This is a genomic window from Streptomyces sp. NPDC004647, from assembly GCF_040609575.1.
In the GTDB taxonomy this organism is placed as follows: Bacteria; Actinomycetota; Actinomycetes; order Streptomycetales; family Streptomycetaceae; genus Streptomyces.
Genome location: NZ_JBEXKU010000038.1, coordinates 50900 through 69403, shown reverse-complemented (window position 1 = coordinate 69403; position 18504 = coordinate 50900). Strand labels below are relative to the sequence as shown.

General features: G+C 71.5%; 14 protein-coding genes and 2 pseudogenes. 9 read left to right on the top strand and 7 right to left on the bottom strand.

Features of this window, described 5'->3' with window-relative positions:
* Positions 1–94: 94 nt before the first annotated feature.
* The 3 genes and pseudogenes from ABZW18_RS18690 to ABZW18_RS18680 all read right to left on the bottom strand — a co-directional run.
* Positions 95–292 (bottom strand): annotated as a pseudogene (locus ABZW18_RS18690) (MFS transporter); the annotation flags it as partial.
* Positions 292–2304: a PEP/pyruvate-binding domain-containing protein gene (locus ABZW18_RS18685; RefSeq protein WP_356188626.1), complete on the bottom strand. Its 2013-nt coding sequence runs from the start codon at positions 2302–2304 to the stop codon at positions 292–294. The pseudogene ABZW18_RS18690 and the gene ABZW18_RS18685, both read right to left, overlap by 1 nt.
* Positions 2301–3674 (bottom strand): ATP-grasp domain-containing protein, encoded by a 1374-nt coding sequence (locus ABZW18_RS18680; protein WP_356188634.1) that lies wholly within the window; start codon positions 3672–3674, stop codon positions 2301–2303. Before ABZW18_RS18680 ends, ABZW18_RS18685 begins: the two co-directional genes overlap by 4 nt.
* A gap of 339 nt (positions 3675–4013) precedes the next feature.
* On the opposite strand from ABZW18_RS18680, the gene ABZW18_RS18675 reads away from it, so the two are divergent.
* Positions 4014–5300: a PAS domain-containing protein gene (locus ABZW18_RS18675; RefSeq protein WP_356188624.1), complete on the top strand. Its 1287-nt coding sequence runs from the start codon at positions 4014–4016 to the stop codon at positions 5298–5300.
* Positions 5301–5366: 66 nt separating this feature from the next.
* Here ABZW18_RS18675 and ABZW18_RS18670 read toward each other — a convergent pair whose 3' ends face one another.
* Positions 5367–5789: a YjbQ family protein gene (locus tag ABZW18_RS18670; protein WP_356188622.1), complete on the bottom strand. Its 423-nt coding sequence runs from the start codon at positions 5787–5789 to the stop codon at positions 5367–5369.
* Between the two features lie 53 nt (positions 5790–5842).
* Between ABZW18_RS18670 and ABZW18_RS18665 the strand changes: the two are divergent.
* Positions 5843–5935: pseudogene (locus ABZW18_RS18665) on the top strand (sulfonate ABC transporter ATP-binding protein); the annotation flags it as partial.
* A 113-nt stretch (positions 5936–6048) separates the two neighbouring features.
* The gene (locus tag ABZW18_RS18660) at positions 6049–7203 is read left to right on the top strand and encodes an NAD(P)-binding domain-containing protein (RefSeq protein WP_356188620.1); all 1155 of its coding nucleotides are present in this window, start codon (positions 6049–6051) and stop codon (positions 7201–7203) included.
* Here ABZW18_RS18660 and ABZW18_RS18655 read toward each other — a convergent pair.
* Positions 7158–8465, bottom strand: coding sequence for an MFS transporter (locus tag ABZW18_RS18655; protein WP_356188618.1), 1308 nt, complete (start codon positions 8463–8465; stop codon positions 7158–7160). The two genes, ABZW18_RS18660 and ABZW18_RS18655, sit on opposite strands and share 46 nt — an antisense overlap.
* A gap of 76 nt (positions 8466–8541) precedes the next feature.
* On the opposite strand from ABZW18_RS18655, the gene ABZW18_RS18650 reads away from it, so the two are divergent.
* From ABZW18_RS18650 to ABZW18_RS18640, 3 genes are read left to right on the top strand one after another with little or no spacing between them, the layout of a single operon-like run.
* The gene (locus ABZW18_RS18650; RefSeq protein WP_356188616.1) at positions 8542–9291 is read left to right on the top strand and encodes a (Fe-S)-binding protein; all 750 of its coding nucleotides are present in this window, start codon (positions 8542–8544) and stop codon (positions 9289–9291) included.
* Positions 9288–10763, top strand: a complete 1476-nt coding sequence (locus tag ABZW18_RS18645) for a lactate utilization protein B (protein ID WP_356188614.1) — start codon at positions 9288–9290, stop codon at positions 10761–10763. Before ABZW18_RS18650 ends, ABZW18_RS18645 begins: the two co-directional genes overlap by 4 nt.
* Positions 10760–11413 carry an LUD domain-containing protein gene (locus tag ABZW18_RS18640; RefSeq protein ID WP_356188612.1) on the top strand — a complete coding sequence of 218 codons (654 nt, stop codon included), beginning with the start codon at positions 10760–10762 and terminating at the stop codon, positions 11411–11413. The genes ABZW18_RS18645 and ABZW18_RS18640 overlap by 4 nt, the downstream gene beginning before the upstream one ends.
* Positions 11414–11486: 73 nt before the next feature.
* On the opposite strand, the gene ABZW18_RS18635 is transcribed toward ABZW18_RS18640, so the two are convergent.
* Entirely contained in the window at positions 11487–13310 is a 1824-nt protein-coding gene (locus ABZW18_RS18635) for an ABC transporter ATP-binding protein (protein WP_356188610.1), read from the bottom strand.
* A gap of 130 nt (positions 13311–13440) precedes the next feature.
* On the opposite strand from ABZW18_RS18635, the gene ABZW18_RS18630 reads away from it, so the two are divergent.
* Positions 13441–13908 carry a MarR family transcriptional regulator gene (locus ABZW18_RS18630; RefSeq protein ID WP_356188608.1) on the top strand — a complete coding sequence of 156 codons (468 nt, stop codon included), beginning with the start codon at positions 13441–13443 and terminating at the stop codon, positions 13906–13908.
* Positions 13909–13933: 25 nt separating this feature from the next.
* Here the strand turns inward: ABZW18_RS18630 and ABZW18_RS18625 are convergent, their stop codons facing one another.
* Complete coding sequence (locus tag ABZW18_RS18625; protein ID WP_356188606.1) at positions 13934–14656, bottom strand: L,D-transpeptidase family protein; 723 nt, start codon at positions 14654–14656, stop codon at positions 13934–13936.
* A 187-nt stretch (positions 14657–14843) separates the two neighbouring features.
* Here ABZW18_RS18625 and ABZW18_RS18620 point away from each other — a divergent pair, with 187 nt between their 5' ends.
* Entirely contained in the window at positions 14844–16682 is a 1839-nt protein-coding gene (locus ABZW18_RS18620) for an ABC transporter ATP-binding protein (protein ID WP_356188604.1), read from the top strand.
* Entirely contained in the window at positions 16679–18457 is a 1779-nt protein-coding gene (locus tag ABZW18_RS18615) for an ABC transporter ATP-binding protein (RefSeq protein ID WP_356188602.1), read from the top strand. Before ABZW18_RS18620 ends, ABZW18_RS18615 begins: the two co-directional genes overlap by 4 nt.
* Positions 18458–18504 lie beyond the last annotated feature (47 nt).

Genomic DNA, 18504 nt, shown 5'->3' with positions numbered 1-18504 from the left:
CAGCCCCATCGCCTACGAGACGGCCTCCGCAACAACATCAACTACCCTTACCGAAGTCGCATAAGCCCGTGTCCAGGATTCGGGGTCAGGGCCCGCTCTGGATCCCGAAGATCTGCCCGTCCGACAATCCCGCCTCCCGCTGGTAGACGTAGAACACCGGCATCCACCACAGCAGGTTGAACAGCAGCTGGAAGCCGTTGTTCAGCCGGATGATCCGGCGGGCCGCGGGCGTCAGGGGCGGACCCGCCGTACGGGGCCGGGAGGTGAACCGCGGCCGGGGAAACCGGCGGATCACAGCGCGTAGGGGCGGATCTGGACCAGCCGGAAATCCCCCCGGTCGGTCATCAGCCACTCGATGTCGAGCGGGTTGTCCGTGTCGGGTTCGCTGAAGTGGGACTGCAGCAGCCGACCGGTGAGGGCCAGGTCCGCCAGCCGGCCCCGGGTCGCGGCGGGCAGGTCCTCGCCGGACAGTCCGAGTGCCACCGTACGGCCGCCGCCCTCAACGGTGTTGTACAGGTACTGCTGTGGCAGGGTCGTCCCGTCGACGACCGTCTCGGGGGAGCCCGGCGAGCAGTTGAGGTAGACGTTGCGGAAGTCCTCGCGCTTCGTCGGGTTGCAGGTGACCAGAACGCCCCCGAGGTCCGCGGGGACGTAACTCTGGACGATCACTCCCATGTACGTGTCGTCCAGGGAGATGCCGACCTGGTGGCGCAGGCGCACGCTGCGCGGCGACAGCAGGGAGGCCCACACCTGGCGCACCGCGTCGAGGAGTTCGGCGGCGCCGCGGACGGTGGTGACCGAGTCGTAGACCCCGGCCGCGGAGAACCCGGGAAGGTCTTCGGCATTGGAGGAGGAGCGCACCACCAGACGGCTTCCCGCGGCGAGCGGGGCCGGGAACGCCTGGGTGATCTGCCGGGTCACTTCTTCCGGCATCGGGGTGTGGCGGACGACGTGTTGCAGGTGCAGGCAGAGCGACTCCAGCACCTCGAGCGCGTCGAGTTCGAGCGCCATCTTGAGCTTGCCGATGCCCTGTTGCAGGGCCGGTGAGGAGGTGAGGAAGCGATGCTGCAAAGCGAACGGCAGGGCGACTCCGTCGGGGGCCGCGACGGTACGTGCCGCGCATTCGGCTGCCGCCTGCCGCAGCCCGGCGGTGGTCGCATCCGTGACGCCGAGGCGGGCCGCGAGATGGCCGTACAGATCCGTGCGGGGAGGCCGTGGCAGCCCGTAGAACGCGGTGAGATCGGCAGTGCGGCTGTCGAGGACGTGATGAAGCTCTCCGAGGTTGGCCGCCTTGGTGCCGTAGCGGTCCCGGTCCGCGCGGCGCAGCCGGTGCAGGGACAGGGCCGGCGCGTCCTCGAGCAGCGGCGGTTCCATCCGGATCCGCTGTTGGTGCCACGTCGGCGCTTCCAGGACGGGGGCGTTCGCCAGCGGCACGAGGGTGATCCCGTCGTCCCGCACCCGGTAGCGGACCCAGGCGCCGTTCAGGTCGTCCTTCTCGACGATCTGCTCCAGGTCGCGGACGATCGCGTTGGGGATGCCCCAGCCGGAGGCGAGGACGTTGGTGTGCGAGAGCGGCGTGGTGGGCGCGGTGTTGAGGAATCCGGCGACGCGCGGCACGTCGTCCGGCAGGCAGGCCATGGCCACGATGTCCGACCAGCCGAGCCCGTCGGCGGCTGCCTCGTACTCCTCGGTGGTCCGGAACCAGCGCAGCCGGCCGACGGCCTCGGCGGCGTTGAGCGGTGTCCGCGTCCGGTTGCCGAAGAGTTCGTGGCTGAGTATCCGCGGCACGCGGACCTCGCTGATCCCGGACAGCTCCTGTTCCTGTCCGTGGTTCGCCGGCTTCAGCAGCAGCGGCAGGCGGCCGTCGACCCGGCTGCGGATGAACACGTAGAACGCCTCGAGCAGAGCGCCGTGCATGGTGTCGGCTTCGGTCGTCTCCAGGACGAGGAACGGCCGCTCGTGGCCGTCGGAGTCCCCGTCGGTGTGCAGGGAGAGCACACCCAGCAGGAATCGGCGCCCCGGATCCACGTACACCGAAGCGTTGAAGGCATCCAGGCCTGCGTCCAGGGCATCCAGCTCCATGCCGAGGATGCGCGTGGCGACGTAGTTGACGTGGAACGGGTGGACGGCCGTATCGAGCAGGTGCCAGGTGTCCTCGGCGCGGTCGACGACGACCTTCAGGTAGGGGTGACCGGCCAGCACTCCGGAGAGGGTGCGGAACAGCGGCAGCGACAGATTCGCGCCGACGACCGTGCGGTCCGCGGCAGGGTCCGGCGCGCCCGGCGGAATGAGGCGGGTGGTCATGAACGGGCCTCCTCGGGCGAAGCCGCCGGGAGGACGTGCGGCAGTGCGTCCACCAGGGTCCGGAAGTCACGGATGACGATCTGCGGGTCGACGGCGGAGAGCAGGCAGAGCGCCGCCATGGTGTTCGCGCCGGCGGCCGGGTCGTAGACCGGCACCACAGCGCCGTCGGGGAGTGAGTTCTCGGCCACCACCGACAGCCGGCTGCCGTCGCTGACCGGGATGGCCTCCGTCACCGTCGGGAAGTCCCAGATGCGCCGGCCCGGCCAGGCGTCACCGGCACCGTCGACGGCCAGTACGACGAGCGAACCCGCCGCGCCCCGCGCCTCCTGTGGTGTACGGGCCAGCGCCGGCCAGGAGACCGGGCGTCCCAGGAGATGGTCGACGAGCATCCCGATGAGGTCCAGGCCGAAGACCTCCTCGATCTGCGGGACGGTCATCGCGCCGCCGAACCGGGCGGCGGTCTCGATCACCCACATACGGCCGTCGGCACCGAGCTTGATCTCGGTGTGCGTCCCGCAGTTCGCGAGGCCCAGCGCGTCGACGGCCTCTCGCGCGAGGGCCACGACGCGCTCCTGGGCGTCGTGCGGCAGCGCGGCGGGGGTGATGCCGGCGCGCTCGGTGAACGGCTCCACGGTCGGCATGCGTCCGCTGAGACAGACGGGCCGGAAGTCGCCGTCGATGACGACGCCTTCGACGCTTACGTAGTCGCCCCACCCCGGCTGGTCGAACCAGTCCCCGGCCGAGCCCGCCACGATCTGCTCGACCAGGAAGTCCGCACCGGCGTCGGCCACATGGAGTTCGGCATAACCCAGTTGTGCGGATTCGGCCATCACCTCCCGCGACCGCTCCCAGGCCGTCCGCACCTCCTGCGGGGAGCGGATGATCTGGTGTGCGGTGGAACCGGCGCTCCAGGCCGCCTTCAGCAGCAGCGGGAAGGGGAGGACCGCGGCCGCGTCGTGCAGGTCCTGCTCCGAGGCGACCGGGCGGAACCGGGGCTGGGATATACCGTGTTCCTGCCAGGTGCGCCGCATCATCCGCTTGTCGCGGGCGAGGGCGCAGGAGCTGCCCGCCCCGGCGAGGCCGAGCTTCTCACAGGCTTGGGCGACGGCCACGACGGCGTACTCGGAGAACGTGACGACCGCGTCCGCGCCCACGGCCTGCGCCCGGGCGACGATCAGAGACACCAGGTCGCGCCGCTCCGACTCGACGGAGACGAGGACCGAGGCGCATAAGCGCCCGGCGGACGCGGCCACTGTGGGAGGAAGTGCGCTGAGCGCCAGCAGGTGCACTGCGGACGTCGCGGCGACCCGTGACAGGGCATAGCCGAGGGGCGGGCCGCCCTTGGCATGCACGAACAGCACCTTGTTCACAGAAAACACGACTCCTTCGTCACGTACTGATGGGCCCGTCAGGACGGCGGGACGCGCGAGATCGTCCGACATGACGACCGCCGGTCGCCCAACTCAAGCGAAACACCCGACAGGTACCCGAATCGCCGCTCCGGGCGGCAGCCGGTCAGGCAAATGCCAGAGTTGCGGGAGCCGTTGGGCGTGAAGGTCCCGTGGTGACGCAGGGCGGGAGCGACGGCGGGCGTCACGTCCGGACGCCGTCCAGGTCGGCCGAGAACCGGGCATACGCGGGAACCGAGCGGGATACGCATCGCGATGTCACTCCGTGCAATCCGGTTGAAACTTCATGGAAGGGCCGTCGTGGACGAGACCGGTCTCAAAGCGCTGCTCGAGCACCTCCCCGTGTCCTGGTGGGAGTCCGACGGACAGCTGCGCGTCATCGACAACGGCGGCGGCGCCTTCGGTGACGCGCGGACGGCGCAGCGGTTCTTCGACGCCATGCGGCAGGAATTCGCGGCGTCCTGGCACTCCCCCGAAGTCAGCCATTGGCAGGCGCGGTTCGACGGGCGGGTCTTCGATGTGAGCTGGCCCCTCGACGATGCCCCGTGCCGCGGCCGGGCCCGCGGACTGGCCGTGGAGGTCAGCGCCCGGACCGCCGCCGCGCGCCGCTACGACGCGTTCGCCGACTTCGCCCCCGCCGCGGCCTTCATCCGGGACGAGGACGGTCGCTATCTCTGGACGAACCACGCCTACGCGCACCTCTACGGCACCACGCCGGGGAACATCATCGGGAAGCACGTACAGGACTTCGACTCCCCCGCCGACGCCGCGCAGTTCCTCGCGCTCGACCGGGAGGTTCTCGCCCACGGCAGGCCGGTGCGGCACACCCTCACCTACCACCGTTCCGACGGCACCAGCGGACACGCGGCGGGCCATCGGTTCCCCGTCCTGGAGGGATCACGGACCTGCGTGGCGGGCATCTACGTGGACATCACCGACTACACGCGCGCCCTGAGCCAACGCCGGGAGGCCGAGGAGAGCCTGCACGCGCTGCGTGACCACAGCGGGCTGCCCTGCGCCCTCATATCGGCGGGCGGACGGATCCAGCAGGCGAGCGCCGCGGCCGCCGAACTGCTCCGGACCCGGCTCCCGGATCTCGTGGGCCGCCGCGCCCACACCGTACTGGCCCCGGCCCCGGAACTCGACCTGCTGCATCGCAGATGGAACGACCTGATAGCCCGCCGTAGCAGGAGGGTCGAGACGTCCGCCGTGTTCGTCGACGCCCGTGGCCGGCAGCGCCGGGCCCGGCTTCATCTGACGGCGGTGGGCCGGACCTCGACCCGCGCGGCGGACGTCTGGGCAGTCGTCACCCACCAGGGACTCGCCCACGAGGCACACCCGCCGCTCACCGCCAGCCAGATCCGCATCCTGTCCCTGCTGGCCGTGGGCCGCAGCAACAGGGAGATCGCCACGTCGCTGCGACTCTCCCGGCAGACCGTCGACTACCACCTCAGACGACTGCGCGATCTTCTGGGCGCCGCGACCAGACCCGCGCTCGTCGCCCGGGCGTACGTCCTGGGCATCCTCGCCCCTCAGACCTGGCCACCGCGTTCCGCCACGGCCACCCATCCCCTCAGCCCCACCTGAGAAGAGCAGCCGCGCTTCCCCGAAGCTGCCGGCAAGGATCCGCTGGATCAGCCGCGCCCGGCCGGATCAGCCCAGGAAGGACAGACGCACTTGGCGGTCCGGATTATCACGGTTCGTATCGAGCAGGCATACGGACTGCCAGGTGCCGAGTTCCAGCCGCCCGCCGATGACCGGCAGCGTCGCATGCGGCGCCACGATGGCGGGCAGAACATGGTCCCGGCCGTGACCCGGACTGCCGTGCCGGTGCTGCCAGCGGTCGTCCGGGGGCAGCAGGTTGTGCAGTGCCGCCAGCAGGTCGCGGTCACTGCCCGCACCGACCTCGATGAGGACCACACCGGCCGTCGCGTGCGGCACGAACACATTGAGCAGACCGTCGCGGCCGTGGGCCACCCCGTGCAGGAAGTCCTCGCAGGCAGAGGTGAGGTCATGCACCGACTCCAGGGAGCCGGTGGGGACATGGATCACGCGCGTGGTGAAGGCTTCGGACATACCTCCATCCTCACCCACCCACCCGGAAAACGCGTCCGCGTGCCGCCCGATATCTGCTGCTCGACGAACCGTTCGGCGCGCCCGACGCCCTCACCCGCGTCAAAGCCCAGCAGTTGGCGACCGGGTTGTGGCAGTGCCGGCGCGGCGGTGGCGAACGGGCGTCCCGCGTCCGCTCCCGGTGGTGCTCCGCTGCCGGCCGGCCGCTGACGTCCGGGGACCGCACGGGAAGACTGCGCCCGCCCGGCGAGTTAGTAGAGGTGTGAACAACACGGTGGTGCGAGACGTGGACGTGGTGGTGATAGGCGCCGGACAGGCAGGCCTGTCCGGCGCCTATCACCTGAGGCAGGCGGGCTACGAGCAGGACCGGGACTTCCTGGTCCTGGACCACTCGCCGCGGCCGGGCGGAGCCTGGCAGTTCCGCTGGCCCTCACTCACGTACGGCAGGGTGCACGGCATGCACGCCCTGCCCGGGCTGCCACTGGCCGACGCCCCCGAGGACCGGCCGTCCTCCGAGGTCATCGGCCGTTACTTCGACACCTACGAGCGCACCTTCGGCCTGCGTGTGCACCGGCCGGTGGACGTGCGGGCCGTACGCGAGGGCGACGGCGGCCGTCTGCGGGTGGAGACCTCGGAGGGGGTCTGGTCGGCGCGTGCCCTGATCAACGCCACGGGCACCTGGGACCGCCCCTTCTGGCCGCGCTACCCCGGTCAGCGGACCTTCCGCGGGCGGCAGCTGCACACGGCCGGCTACCGCGGCCCGGCGGATTTCACGGGCGAGCGCGTGATCGTCGTCGGCGGCGGCACCTCGGCCGTGCAGCACCTGATGGAGATCGCCGAGGTGGCGGCCGGGACAACGTGGGTGACCCGGCGGCCGCCCGTCTTCCGCGAAGGCCCCTTCGACGAGCAGCGCGGCCGGGCGGCCGTCGCGCTCGTCGAAGAGCGGGTGCGCAGCGGTCTGCCGCCGCAGAGCGTGGTCTCGGTCACCGGGCTGCCGATGACCGACGCCATGCGACGGGCTCGTGAACGCGGGGTCCTGGAGCGGCTGCCGATGTTCGACCGCATCACCCCGGAGGGGGCCCGCTGGGCGGACGGCCGCACGGTTGGGGCCGACGCGATCCTGTGGGCCACCGGTTTCCGGGCGGCGATCGACCACCTGGCGCCGCTCCGGCTGCGCGAGCCCGGCGGCGGCATCCGCCTCGACGGCACGCGCGCGGTACGCGATCCCCGTGTCCACCTGGTCGGCTACGGCCCGTCGGCGAGCACCGTCGGCGCCAACCGCTTCGGCCGCGCCGCCGTCCGCGAGATCCGTACCCTGCTCGACGGTCCGGCGCCGGCCACGTCCCCGGCCACGGTCACGGCCATGGCGGATCAGGTGTCGAGCGGTTTCCTCGATGTCTCCGGCAGCGCCAGATAGACGCAGAAGGACACCAGGCACAGCAGCGCGACGTACCAGGGGAAGAAGTCCGCGTGGCCCGCCTGCTTGAACCACGTGCCCACGTAGGCAGCAGTGCCACCGAAGAGGGCCACCGTCAGTGAGTACGGGAACCCGATTCCCGCGGCCCGTACCCGCGCCGGGAAGACCTCCGCGTTCACCGCGGCCGCCACCGAGGTGTAGCCGGTGAGGAGCACCATGCCCGCGCAGCTCACGAGGAGCAGGGAGGCGAAGGCGTCGGTGACGAGCCCGAGCAGCGGGACGGCCAGCAGGGCGAATCCGAGGGAGAACCCGATCAGCAGCGGCTTGCGTCCGATACGGTCCGAGAGCATGCCGCCCAAGGGCTGGAGCAGTGCGAAGAACGCCAGGGAGATCGTCCCGACGGTGAGTGCGTCACCCTCGTCGAATCCGGCGTTGACAGTGGCGTACGTCGGCAGGTACGTCGTCCACGTGTAGTAGGCGATGGTGCCGCCGGTGGTGATGCCGCAGATCAGCAGGGACTCGCGGGGGTGGCGCCGCAAGGCCTCGAGGAGCCCGGGCCGGGGCGCGGCCTGCTGCTCGGCGCTGCGCGTCTCGTGCGCTCCGCGCCGGATCCAGAAGCCGACGAGGCTGAGCACCGCGCCGAGAGCGAAGGGCACGCGCCAGCCCCAGTCGCCCATCTGGGCGTCCGTCAGCAGATGGGCCAGCAGGGCGGCGACTCCGGAGGCGATGAGCTGGCCGATGGTGGTGGAGACGTACTGGAAGCTGGAGAACAGGCCGCGGCGGCCGGGGCCGGCCGACTCCACGAGGAATGTGGTGGAGGCCGCGAACTCACCGCCCACCGAGAGGCCTTGGATCAGACGGGCGACCACGAGCACCATCGGTGCGAGGATGCCCGCGGAGGCGTACGTCGGCGTCAGGGCGACCAGCAGGCTGCCGCCGCCCATCAGGAGGATGGTGGCCGTCAGCGCCGGCCGGCGGCCGTGCCGGTCGGCGACCGCGCCCATCAGCAGCCCGCCGACCGGACGCATGAAGAACCCGACGGCGAAGACCGCGAAGGTGGACAGCAGCGGGACGAGTGAGTTGCCGGCGCCCTTGGGGAAGACCTGGTCCGCAAAGTAGACGGCCAGGAAGGAGTACGCGTACCAGTCGTACCACTCGGCGGCGTTCCCGACGGACGCCGCCGTCAACTGGCGCACCGAGGACCGCGGGCGGCCGTCCGCGGGGGTCTCCCGGCCCGCGGATGGATGTCCTGTACTTGTCATGATCCTCGACTCCCCATACCTGGGGGTTCGCATACCCGGGCCGGCGCTAGGATCCGACTCGGCGAGAGGAGGTTCTGTGCGCGTTGCGCTGTTCGTCACCTGCGTGAACGACACGCTGTATCCGGGCACCGGGCGGGCCACGGTCGCCCTGCTGGAGCGGCTGGGCGTCGATGTCGACTTCCCGCCGGGCCAGACCTGCTGCGGCCAGATGCACTACAACACGGGCTATCGGCACCAGGCCGAGCCGCTCGTGCGGCGCTTCGCCGCCACCTTCGGCTCCTATGACGCGGTCGTCGTCCCGTCCGGCTCCTGCGCCGCGATGGTGCGTGACGTCCACCCGAGGATCGCCGCGCGGGCAGCCGACGAGGGCCGTGCGGAGCTGACCGGGCCGGTGTCCGAGGTCGTGCCCAAGGTGTACGAGCTGTCGGAGTTCCTGCTCGACGTGCTGGGGGTCGAGGACGTCGGCGCGTACTTCCCGCACACGGTGACGTACCACCCGACCTGCCACTCGCTGCGGCTGCTGAGGGTGGGCGACCGCCCGCTGCGGCTGCTGCGGGCCGTCCGGGGGCTGCGGCTGGCCGAACTCCCGGCCGCCGACGAGTGCTGCGGCTTCGGCGGTACGTTCGCGGTGAAGAACCCGGCGGTCTCGGCGGCCATGTGCGGCGACAAGGTGCGCCATGTGTGCGGCACGGGCGCGGAGGTGCTCTGCGCGGCGGACAACTCCTGTCTGATGCATATCGGCGGCTCGCTGTCCCGGCAGCGCAGCGGGGTGCGGGCGATGCATCTGGCCGAGATTCTGGCGAGCACCGAGGAGACCGCCCGATGAAGCCCGTACCCCTGGGCGTGCCCGCCTTCCCGGCGGCCGCCGAGGCCTCCACACGCGACGCCCAACTGCGCGGCAACCTGCGCCGCGCCACCCATACGATCCGCGCGAGGCGCGCGGCGGCCGTCACCGAACTCGCCGACTGGTCGCGGCTGAGAGCGGCCGGCGCCGCGATCAAGGACCGTGCGCTGCGCCATCTCGACCACTATCTCGAGCAGACGGAGGCGGCGGTGACGGCTGCCGGCGGTCAGGTCCACTGGGCCGCCGACGCCGACGAGGCGAACAGGATCGTCACGGAGCTGGTGCGGGAGACCGGCGAGCGCGAGGTCGTCAAGGTCAAGTCGATGGCCACCCAGGAGATCGGGCTCAACCACGCACTGGAGGCCGCGGGCATCAGGGCGTACGAGACCGACCTCGCCGAGCTGATCGTGCAGCTCGGGGAGGACACCTCCTCGCACATCCTGGTCCCGGCGATCCACCGGAACCGCTCCGAGATCCGTGACATCTTCCGCGAGCGGATGGCCGATTGGGGCCGGGCGGCCCCGGACGGGCTGACCGATGACCCCGCCGAACTCGCGGAGGCGGCCCGGCTGCATCTGCGCGAGAAGTTCCTGCGCGCGAAGGTGGGGATCTCCGGCGCGAACTTCATGGTCGCCGAGTCCGGCACGCTGGTCGTCGTCGAATCCGAGGGCAACGGACGGATGTGCCTGACCCTGCCCGAGACACTGATCTCGGTGGTCGGGGTGGAGAAGGTGGTGCCGAGCTGGCGCGATCTGGAGGTCTTTCTCCAGCTGCTGCCCCGCTCCTCCACAGCGGAGCGGATGAATCCGTACACCTCGACCTGGACGGGTACGACGGACTCCGACGGCCCGCGGGTCTTCCATCTGGTGCTGCTGGACAACGGCCGTAGCGACACCCTGGCCGACACGGTCGGGCGGCAGGCACTGCGCTGCATCCGCTGCTCGGCGTGCCTCAATGTGTGCCCGGTGTACGAGCGGGCGGGCGGGCATGCGTACGGCTCGGCCTATCCGGGGCCGATCGGCGCGATTCTCACACCCCAACTGCGCGGCGTAGCGAGCGAGTTGGACGCCTCACTGCCGTATGCCTCCACGCTGTGCGGCGCGTGCTACGAGGTCTGCCCCGTCGCCATCGACATTCCGGAGGTTCTGGTGCATCTGCGGGAGCGGGTCGTCGAGGGCGGGCCCGCGACCGTACGGGGCGAGAAGGTGGTGCTGCGGCCGGCCCGCGGGCATGCGGCGGAGCGGGCGGTGATGCGGGCCGCGCGGTGGGCCATGGAGCGGCCGGGCGCGATGCGCGCGGGACAGCGGCTGGCGGCCGGGACCCGCAGGGTCCATCCGAAGCGGCTGCCGGGGCCGGGCAGGGCCTGGTCGGACACGCGTGATCTGCCGCCGGTGCCCGAGGAGTCGTTCCGCGCGTGGTGGTTGCGGACGCGCGGGGAGGGTGGGACGAAGTGAGCAGCAGGGATACGGTTCTGGGCCGGATCCGGCGGGCACTGGCCGATGTTCCGGACGACGAGCGGCCGGAGGACGTGCCGGTCGGGCGCGACTATCTGCGGGTGCACGACGAGCGCAGCCCCGCGCGGACCGGGGCGCTGCTCGCGGAGCATCTCGCGGACTACCGGGCCGTGGTGTACCACTGCTCGGCCGCCGAGCTGGCGGCGCTGATCGCGCGTCTGCTGGCCGACCGGAAGACCCGCAAGGTCGTCGTACCCGGAGGGCTCCCCACGGGTTGGCTCGCCGATGCCGCGGCGGAAGGCGTCGAGGTGGTGCAGGATGCGGAGGGGTCGTCTGCCGCTGAACTGGACGCGGTGGACAGCGTGGTGACGGGATGTGCGGTCGCGATCGCCGAGACGGGCACGGTCGTCCTGGACGGCGGTCCCGACCAGGGCCGCCGCCGGATCACGCTGATCCCGGACCACCACATCTGTGTGGTCCGGGTCCCCGGGCAGATCGTGGACTCGGTGCCGCAGGCGCTGGAACGGCTCGACCCGGGCCGACCTCTGACCTGGATCTCCGGCCCGTCGGCGACCAGCGACATCGAACTCGACCGGGTCGAGGGAGTGCATGGACCGCGGACGTTCGAGGTCGTCCTCGTCACGAACTGACCGGCCTCTTCGGCCTCTTCGGCCCAGCGGCCTGGGGGCCTGAGGGTCCCGACGGTGATGTCCCGCGAAGCGTTCAGCGTACGGCGGCCGGAGCGAGTTCGGCGTCACGGCGGACCAGAGCCGCGTACCGGCCGTCCAGCGCCAGCAGTTCCTCGTGCGTGCCGCGCTCGGCTATACGTCCCGAGTCGAGAACGACGATCTGATCCGCTTCGCGCACGGTCGAGAGCCGGTGCGCGATGGTGATGGTGGTCCGGCCCGCCGACAGTGCGTCGATGGCTTCCTGCACCGCGTGCTCGGTACGGGTGTCGAGGGCGCTGGTGGCCTCGTCGAGAATGAGTACGGGCGGGTCGCGCAGGATGGTGCGGGCGATGGCGAGGCGCTGCTTCTCACCACCGGAGAAACGGTAGCCGCGCTCGCCGACAAGAGTGTCGTAGCCGTCCGGCAGGCCGGCGACGTGGTCGTGGATCTGGGCGGCCTTCGCCGCCGCTTCGATCTCCTCGTCGGTCGCCTCCGGCTTGGCGAACCGGAGATTGTCGGCGACGGAGGCGTGGAAGAGGTAGGTCTCCTGCGAGACGACGCCGACCGCACGCGCGAGGGTGTCGAAATCGAGGTGGCGCACATCCACCCCGTCGAGCAGGACATGACCGCCCGTCACGTCGTACAGCCGGGGCACCAGATAGCTGAGCGTGCTCTTGCCGGAGCCGGTGGCACCCACGATCGCGAGGCTTCCCCCTGCCGGGACGGTGAGGTCGATACCGCTGAGCGTCGCGGCGCCCTCCGGCTCATACGCGAAGTGGACGTCCTCGAAGCGGACATCTCCGCACACCTTCTCCAGCCGCACCGGTTCGGCGGGTTCCGTGATGTCCACCGGGAGGTCGAGATATTCGAAGATGCGCTGGAAGAGTGCGAGCGAGGTCTGCATCTGCACGCCCGTGGACAGCAGACTGACCGTGGGCCGGAACAGCCCCTGCTGGAGGGAGACGAAGGCGACCAGGGTTCCGAGGGAGACCGCCGGGCCGCCCAGTTGGAGCGCCACCCCGGCGGCCCAGTAGATGACAGCGGGCATGGCGGCCATGACGATGCCGATGACGGACATCCGCCAGCGGCCGGCCATGCTGGAGCGGACCTCGAGGTCGACCAGGCGCTCGGACTCCTCGGAGAAGCCCCGGGTCAGGGAGTCGGCACGGCCCATGGTGCGGCCGAGCAGGATGCCACTGACGGACAGCGACTCGGTGACCATGGCGGCCATCACCGCCATCTGCTTCTGCCGCTGTGCGGTGATCTTCTTGCGTTCGCGGCCGACCCGGCGGCTGATCCAGACGAACACCGGCAGCAGAAGCAGCGAAACGACCGTCAGCCGCCAGTCCAGGGCGAGCATCGCGACAACGGTGGCGACCACGCTGGTGAGGTTGGAGACCAGTGAGGTGGCCGTGGAGGTGACGGTGGCCTGCATACTGCCGATGTCATTGGCGATACGGGACTGCACCTCACCGGTGCGGGTGCGGGTGAAGAAGGCCAGCGGCATGCGCTGCAGCTGCGCGTAGACGGCGGTGCGCAGATCGTGCATGACGCGCTGCCCGACGCTCGTCGAGATGAGGGTCTGCAGCACGCCGAAGACGCTGCTCACGACAGCAGCGATGATCATGCCCAGGGCGAGCAGCGTCAGCAGCCCCGTACGGCCTTGCGGAATGGCGGTGTCGAGCACCTCGCGCAGCATGAAAGGTGAAGCGACGGTGACCAGCGAGGAGGCTGCGACCAGCAGCCCTACCAGGCCGAGCCGGCCGCGGTAGGGGCGGAAGAGCCGGAGAATGCGCCGGACCTGGGCGGGCTGCTCCTGGTCCGCGGGGTGCGGTGTCCGCTCCACTGTCCGGAGCGGGATCGAGTCGTCGTGCGGCATGGGCTCCTTCGTCGTGCTCGGTCCGTCGTGCTCGGTCGGCGGTGCCGGCACGGGATGTGACGGCACTCGACGGAGCATAGCTCATTGTTACCTACACTCACAATGAATGACATCCTGATACGCTCCGGGCATGCCCTCCTCCGACAGTCCCGCCGCCCCCGCTGCTCCCGACACCTCCGGCCCCCTCGCCGAGCAGCTGTTGCGGCTCACCCGACGGCTGCACCGGGCACAGAAGCGTCATCTCGAGCCGCTCGGCGTGACCCCCGCGCAGGCCCGGCTGCTGCGCGCGGTGGCGCAGTTCCCGGAGCCGCCGCGGATGGCCGATCTCGCACAGCGGCTGGAGGTCGTGCCGAGGGCCGTGACGACACTGGTGGACGCGCTGGAGGTGAACGGCTCGGTGCGGAGGGCGCCGGACCCCACCAACCGCCGCGTGGTGCGCATCGAGCTGACCGATGACGGCAGGTCCACGCTCCAGGCCCTGCGCAGCGCACGCCGGGCCGCCGCGGAGGACATCCTCGCTCCGCTGACCGCCGGTCAGCGCGAGGTGCTCGGCGGTCTGCTGGCCGATCTGATGAACGGGCCGGACGCCCGCTGCTGAATGACCGCCGCCGCAGCCGGCCGGTTCAGGCCATGAGGTTCTTCGTGTCCCCCATGACCACGACGGGGTGCTGTGCCGGGTCCAGGGCCCGCAGCAGATACCGCATCCCGGACTTGGCCAGGCTCACACACCCCGAGGTGCCGCTGCCGTGGTCCATGTGCAGCCAGATACTGCCGCCCTTGGACTGCCCCTCGGGGCGGGCTGGATCGTTCGGCGAGACACCCTTGACCCGGTTGTAGTCGATCGCGATGACGTAGTCGAAGTCGTGCCAGTGCGTCTTCGGCCAGTAGCGCGGCGCGGCGAATCCGGCCGACCGGCTGTACGGCAGCCCGGCGCCCGGGTCGGGAAGAACCCCGCCCGCGTCGGAGAGGGTGAACACGCCGACCGGGCTGCGCTTGTCGCCCTCGCGGTGGTCCGTGGTCCAGCCGCGCTTGCCGTTGTGCGCGGCCCAACTGCGGGTGCGGTCCCAGGTGCTGCCGTGCTTGGTCCAGAGCACGACGGTGGACTCCGCCGAGTCGGCGCCCCGGCCGTACACGGCGACCACCTGCCGCGTGCCGGCGGGGATCTTGGACCGGAGCCGGTCCCCCACGTCCGGGATGCGCTTGAGGTCCGACACAGGTGAGGCATCGGCCTGCCGGCCGCCGGAGCCGTCGCCCGTCCCCGCGCCGTCCGTGCGACCGCAGCCCGCGATGAACACGACGCCCAACGCGGCCGCGGCCACGGTCCGTACGAACCCGGAAACTCGCATGCGCCCCATCCTCCCATCCGGTGCGCCGGTCCGGGTTTCCGCAGCCGCTCCCTCCCGGGCCCGCTGCGTCCGGTTTCCTCCTCCGAGGCGACGAAGAGCCCGGAAAATCGGTTGATTTGAGCTGCTTCCCAGCGCGAACCTTGCACGGCTCACCAACGAGAACGACGAGACCGATCCCTGGGACGTCATGCAGATTCGCGATCTTCCGTATCCCGATCCCGGCGTCCCCGACGTACGGTCCGGCTCCCGCTTCCTGATGTGGCTGGGCAGACAGCAGCTGGGCGGCCAGGTCAGGTCCCTGCTCTGGGGCACCCTGCACATGGCCGGTGTCGCCCTGCTGCCCGCGGCCGTCGGCATCGCGGTGCAGGCCGTCCTCGACCGCTCCGCCGGCCGGCTCGCCCTCGCCGGCGGGCTGATGGCCGTGCTGGGCGTGGTCATCGCCCTGGGCGACACCATGCTGCACCGCACCGCCGTCACCAACTGGATCACCGCGGCGACCCGAGTGCAGCAACTGCTCGCCCGCAAGACCGCGGAGATGGGCGCCACGCTGACCCGGCGGGTCGCCGCGGGTGAGATCACCGCTGTGTCGACCGGTGACGTCGAGAAGATCGGCTGGTTCGTCGAGGCCCTCTCCCGGTTCGCCGCCGCCGCGTTCGCCTCCGTCGCCGTATGCGGGGCGCTGGTGGTGTACCAGCCCGCGCTGGGCGTCGTCGTCGCGGCCGGTCTGCCGGTGCTGGCGCTGGCCGTGCTGCCCCTGCTGCCGCCCGCCACCAGACGCGCGGACGAGCAGCGGGAGAAGGCGGGCCGGGCCACCGAGCTGGCATCGGACACGGTCGCCGGGCTGCGCGTGCTGCGCGGCATCGGCGGCGAGGAGCTGTTTCTCGGCCGCTACCGGAGCGCCTCGCAGGAGGTCAGGAAGGCCGCGGTGCGCAGTGCCCGGATGTGGGCGCTGATCAGCGCCGTGCAAGTGGTGCTGCCCGGCCTGCTGTTGATCGCCGTGGTCTGGTACGGCGCCCGGCTCGCCCTCGACGGCCGGATCACGATCGGAGAGCTGGTCACCGTGTACGGCGCGGTCACCTTTCTGCTCTTTCCGCTGCGGCACTTCGAGGAGATCGCGATGGCGTACTCCTTCTCCCGGCCGTCGGCGAAGCGGGCTGCCCGCGTACTGGCGCTGCGGCGTACCGCGCACGGGTCCGCCGACTCGGCGGGGCCGCTCGCGGGCGGCGACCTGTACGACCCGGTGAGCGGGCTGCTCGCCCCCGCCGGGCGGCTGACAGTGGTGGTGTGCGGCGACCCGGACGCGGCGGGGCTGCTCGCCGACCGGCTCGGCGGGCACGCCCCGAAGGAGCCGGAGGACGAGCCCGGCCCCTCGGTGCTGCTGGGCGGTGCGGCCCTCGACGAGGTGCCGTTGGCGGCTGCCCGGGCAGCGGTGCTCGTCCAGGACAAGGACCCGGTACTGCTCTCCGGGACGCTGGCCGAACTGCTCGATGTCCCGTCCTCGGGGGCGGTGGAGGCAGCCGAGGCGCTGTCGGCGGCGCAGTGCGGCGATGTGCTGGACGCGTTGGCGCAGGCCTCGGCGGAGCCGTCCGGGGACCCGATGCGGACGCGGATCACCGAGCGCGGCCGGTCGCTGTCCGGCGGACAGCGGCAGCGGCTGGCGCTGGCCCGCTCGCTGGTCACCGACCCCGAGGTGCTGGTGCTGGACGAGCCGACGAGCGCTGTCGACTCGCACACCGAGGCCCGTGTGGCGGACGGGATCCGGCGCATCCGCACGGGCCGTACGACGGTCGTGTTCGCGTCCAGCCCGCTGCTGCTGGACCGGGCCGAGCGGGTGGTGTTCGTACCCGGGGGCGAAGTGGCGGCGGTCGGGCTCCACCGCGAGCTGCTGCACAGCCACTCCGGCTACCGGGCGGTCGTCACCCGGGAAACGGAACCCGAGCTGCGGGCCCGGCAGCCGCAGGACCCCGAACGGGCCGGGCCCGGACCGGCAGAGAGCGCACTGGCGGAGATGGAGGAATCGGCATGATCGGCGTGGCGCCGCCGGAGCACGACCCCGCCGCACCGCAGTCGGCGACGACTCTGCCGGTGGGCTCGCCCGCGACCGTACGCGGCTATGTCCGTGAACTGCTGAGGCGGCACCGCCGCGCCTTCACGGTGCTCGTGACGGTGAACGCGGTCGCCGTGATCGCCTCCATGGTCGGCCCGTATCTGCTGGGCGGACTGGTCGAGGATCTCTCGGCCGGTACCGAGGTCCGGCTGGAGCCGACCCTCGCAGCGTTCGCGGTGGCCCTGGCGGTGCAGACCGTGTTCGTCCGACTGGTGCGGCTGCGCGGCGCGATGCTCGGCGAGGAGATGCTCGCGGATCTGCGCGAGGACTTCCTCGTACGGTCCGTGGGTCTGCCGCCCGGTGTGCTGGAGCGCGCCGGGACCGGGGATCTGCTGTCGCGGATCACCACCGACGTCGACCGGCTGACCAACGCCATGCGGGAGGCCGTGCCGCAGCTCGCCATCGGCGTGGGCTGGGCGGGACTGCTGCTCGGCGGCCTGACGGTGACGGCACCGTCGCTGGCTCTGGCCGTGCTGGTCGCACTGCCGGTGCTGCTGATCGGGTGCCGCTGGTACTTCCGGCGGGCGCCGAGCGCCTACCGCTCGGAAGCGGCGGGCTACGCGGCGGTGGCCGCGGCGCTCACCGAGACCGTGGACGCCGGCCGGACCATCGAGGCGCACCGGCTCGGCGGGCGCCGGATCGAGATGTCGGAACAGCGGATCCGCGAGTGGACGGCCTGGGAGCGCTACACCCTGTGGCTGCGCTCGGTTCTCTTCCCGGTGATCAACGTCTTCTACGTCCTGGTTCTCGCCTCGGTGCTGATGGTCGGCGGAACGTTCGTGCTGCAGGGCTGGATGACGGCGGGCGCACTGACGACGGGCGCGTTGCTCGCGCAGATGCTGGTGGAGCCGGTCGGTCTGATCCTGCGCTGGTACGACGAGCTCCAGGAGGCGCAGGTGTCGCTCGCCCGGCTGGTGGGGGTCCGGGAGATCGGGCCGGGAGACACGGAGGACGGGATCTCCCCCGATGGCCGGCATGTCCGGGCGGAGGAGGTCCGGTTCGGCTACCGCGCGGGCAGCGACGTGCTGCACGGGGTGTCGTTGGACGTACGGCAGGGGACCCGGCTGGCCCTGGTCGGACCGTCCGGCGCGGGCAAGTCCACGCTGGGGCGGCTGCTGGCCGGGATCTACGCCCCGCGGGCCGGCGAGGTCACCCTCGGCGGCGCCGAGCTGGCCCGGATGCCCGCGGAGCGGGTGCGCGAGCACGTGGCGCTGGTCAACCAGGAGCACCATGTGTTCGTGGGCTCGCTCCGGGACAACCTTCTGCTGGCCCGTACGGGAGCACAGGACTCCGAGCTCTGGGCGGCGCTGTCCTCGGTGGACGCGGAGGACTGGGCGCGCGCGCTCGGGGAGGGCCTGGACACCGAAGTCGGCTCGGGCGGCCTGGCGCTCACCCCGGCCCAGGCGCAGCAGATCGCGCTGGCCAGGCTGGTCCTGGCCGATCCGCACACCCTGGTGCTCGACGAAGCGACCTCGCTGCTGGACCCGCGGGCGGCCCGGCATCTGGAGCGGTCGCTGGCCCGGGTGCTCGACGGCCGGACGGTCGTGGCCATCGCGCACCGGCTGCACACCGCGCACGACGCGGATGTGATCGCGGTGGTGGAGAACGGGCGGGTCAGCGAACTCGGCAGCCATGACGCGCTGGTCGCGGCGGACGGGGCGTACGCGGCGCTCTGGCGGTCCTGGCACGACTGAGGCTCTCGGGACAGGCTGTTCCGATGTCCCGACGGGCTGTCGCGGCG

What these genes read in the sequence shown, in the direction of transcription:
- ABZW18_RS18615 (WP_356188602.1), top strand. Translation starts at nt 16,679, where the DNA reads ATGATCGGCGTGGCGCCGCCGGAGCACGACCCCGCCGCACCGCAGTCG.
- ABZW18_RS18655 (WP_356188618.1), bottom strand. Translation starts at nt 8,465, where the DNA reads ATGACAAGTACAGGACATCCATCCGCGGGCCGGGAGACCCCCGCGGAC.
- ABZW18_RS18625 (WP_356188606.1), bottom strand. Translation starts at nt 14,656, where the DNA reads ATGCGAGTTTCCGGGTTCGTACGGACCGTGGCCGCGGCCGCGTTGGGC.
- ABZW18_RS18645 (WP_356188614.1), top strand. Translation starts at nt 9,288, where the DNA reads ATGAAGCCCGTACCCCTGGGCGTGCCCGCCTTCCCGGCGGCCGCCGAG.
- ABZW18_RS18620 (WP_356188604.1), top strand. Translation starts at nt 14,844, where the DNA reads ATGCAGATTCGCGATCTTCCGTATCCCGATCCCGGCGTCCCCGACGTA.
- ABZW18_RS18630 (WP_356188608.1), top strand. Translation starts at nt 13,441, where the DNA reads ATGCCCTCCTCCGACAGTCCCGCCGCCCCCGCTGCTCCCGACACCTCC.
- ABZW18_RS18670 (WP_356188622.1), bottom strand. Translation starts at nt 5,789, where the DNA reads ATGTCCGAAGCCTTCACCACGCGCGTGATCCATGTCCCCACCGGCTCC.
- ABZW18_RS18635 (WP_356188610.1), bottom strand. Translation starts at nt 13,310, where the DNA reads ATGCCGCACGACGACTCGATCCCGCTCCGGACAGTGGAGCGGACACCG.
- ABZW18_RS18685 (WP_356188626.1), bottom strand. Translation starts at nt 2,304, where the DNA reads ATGACCACCCGCCTCATTCCGCCGGGCGCGCCGGACCCTGCCGCGGAC.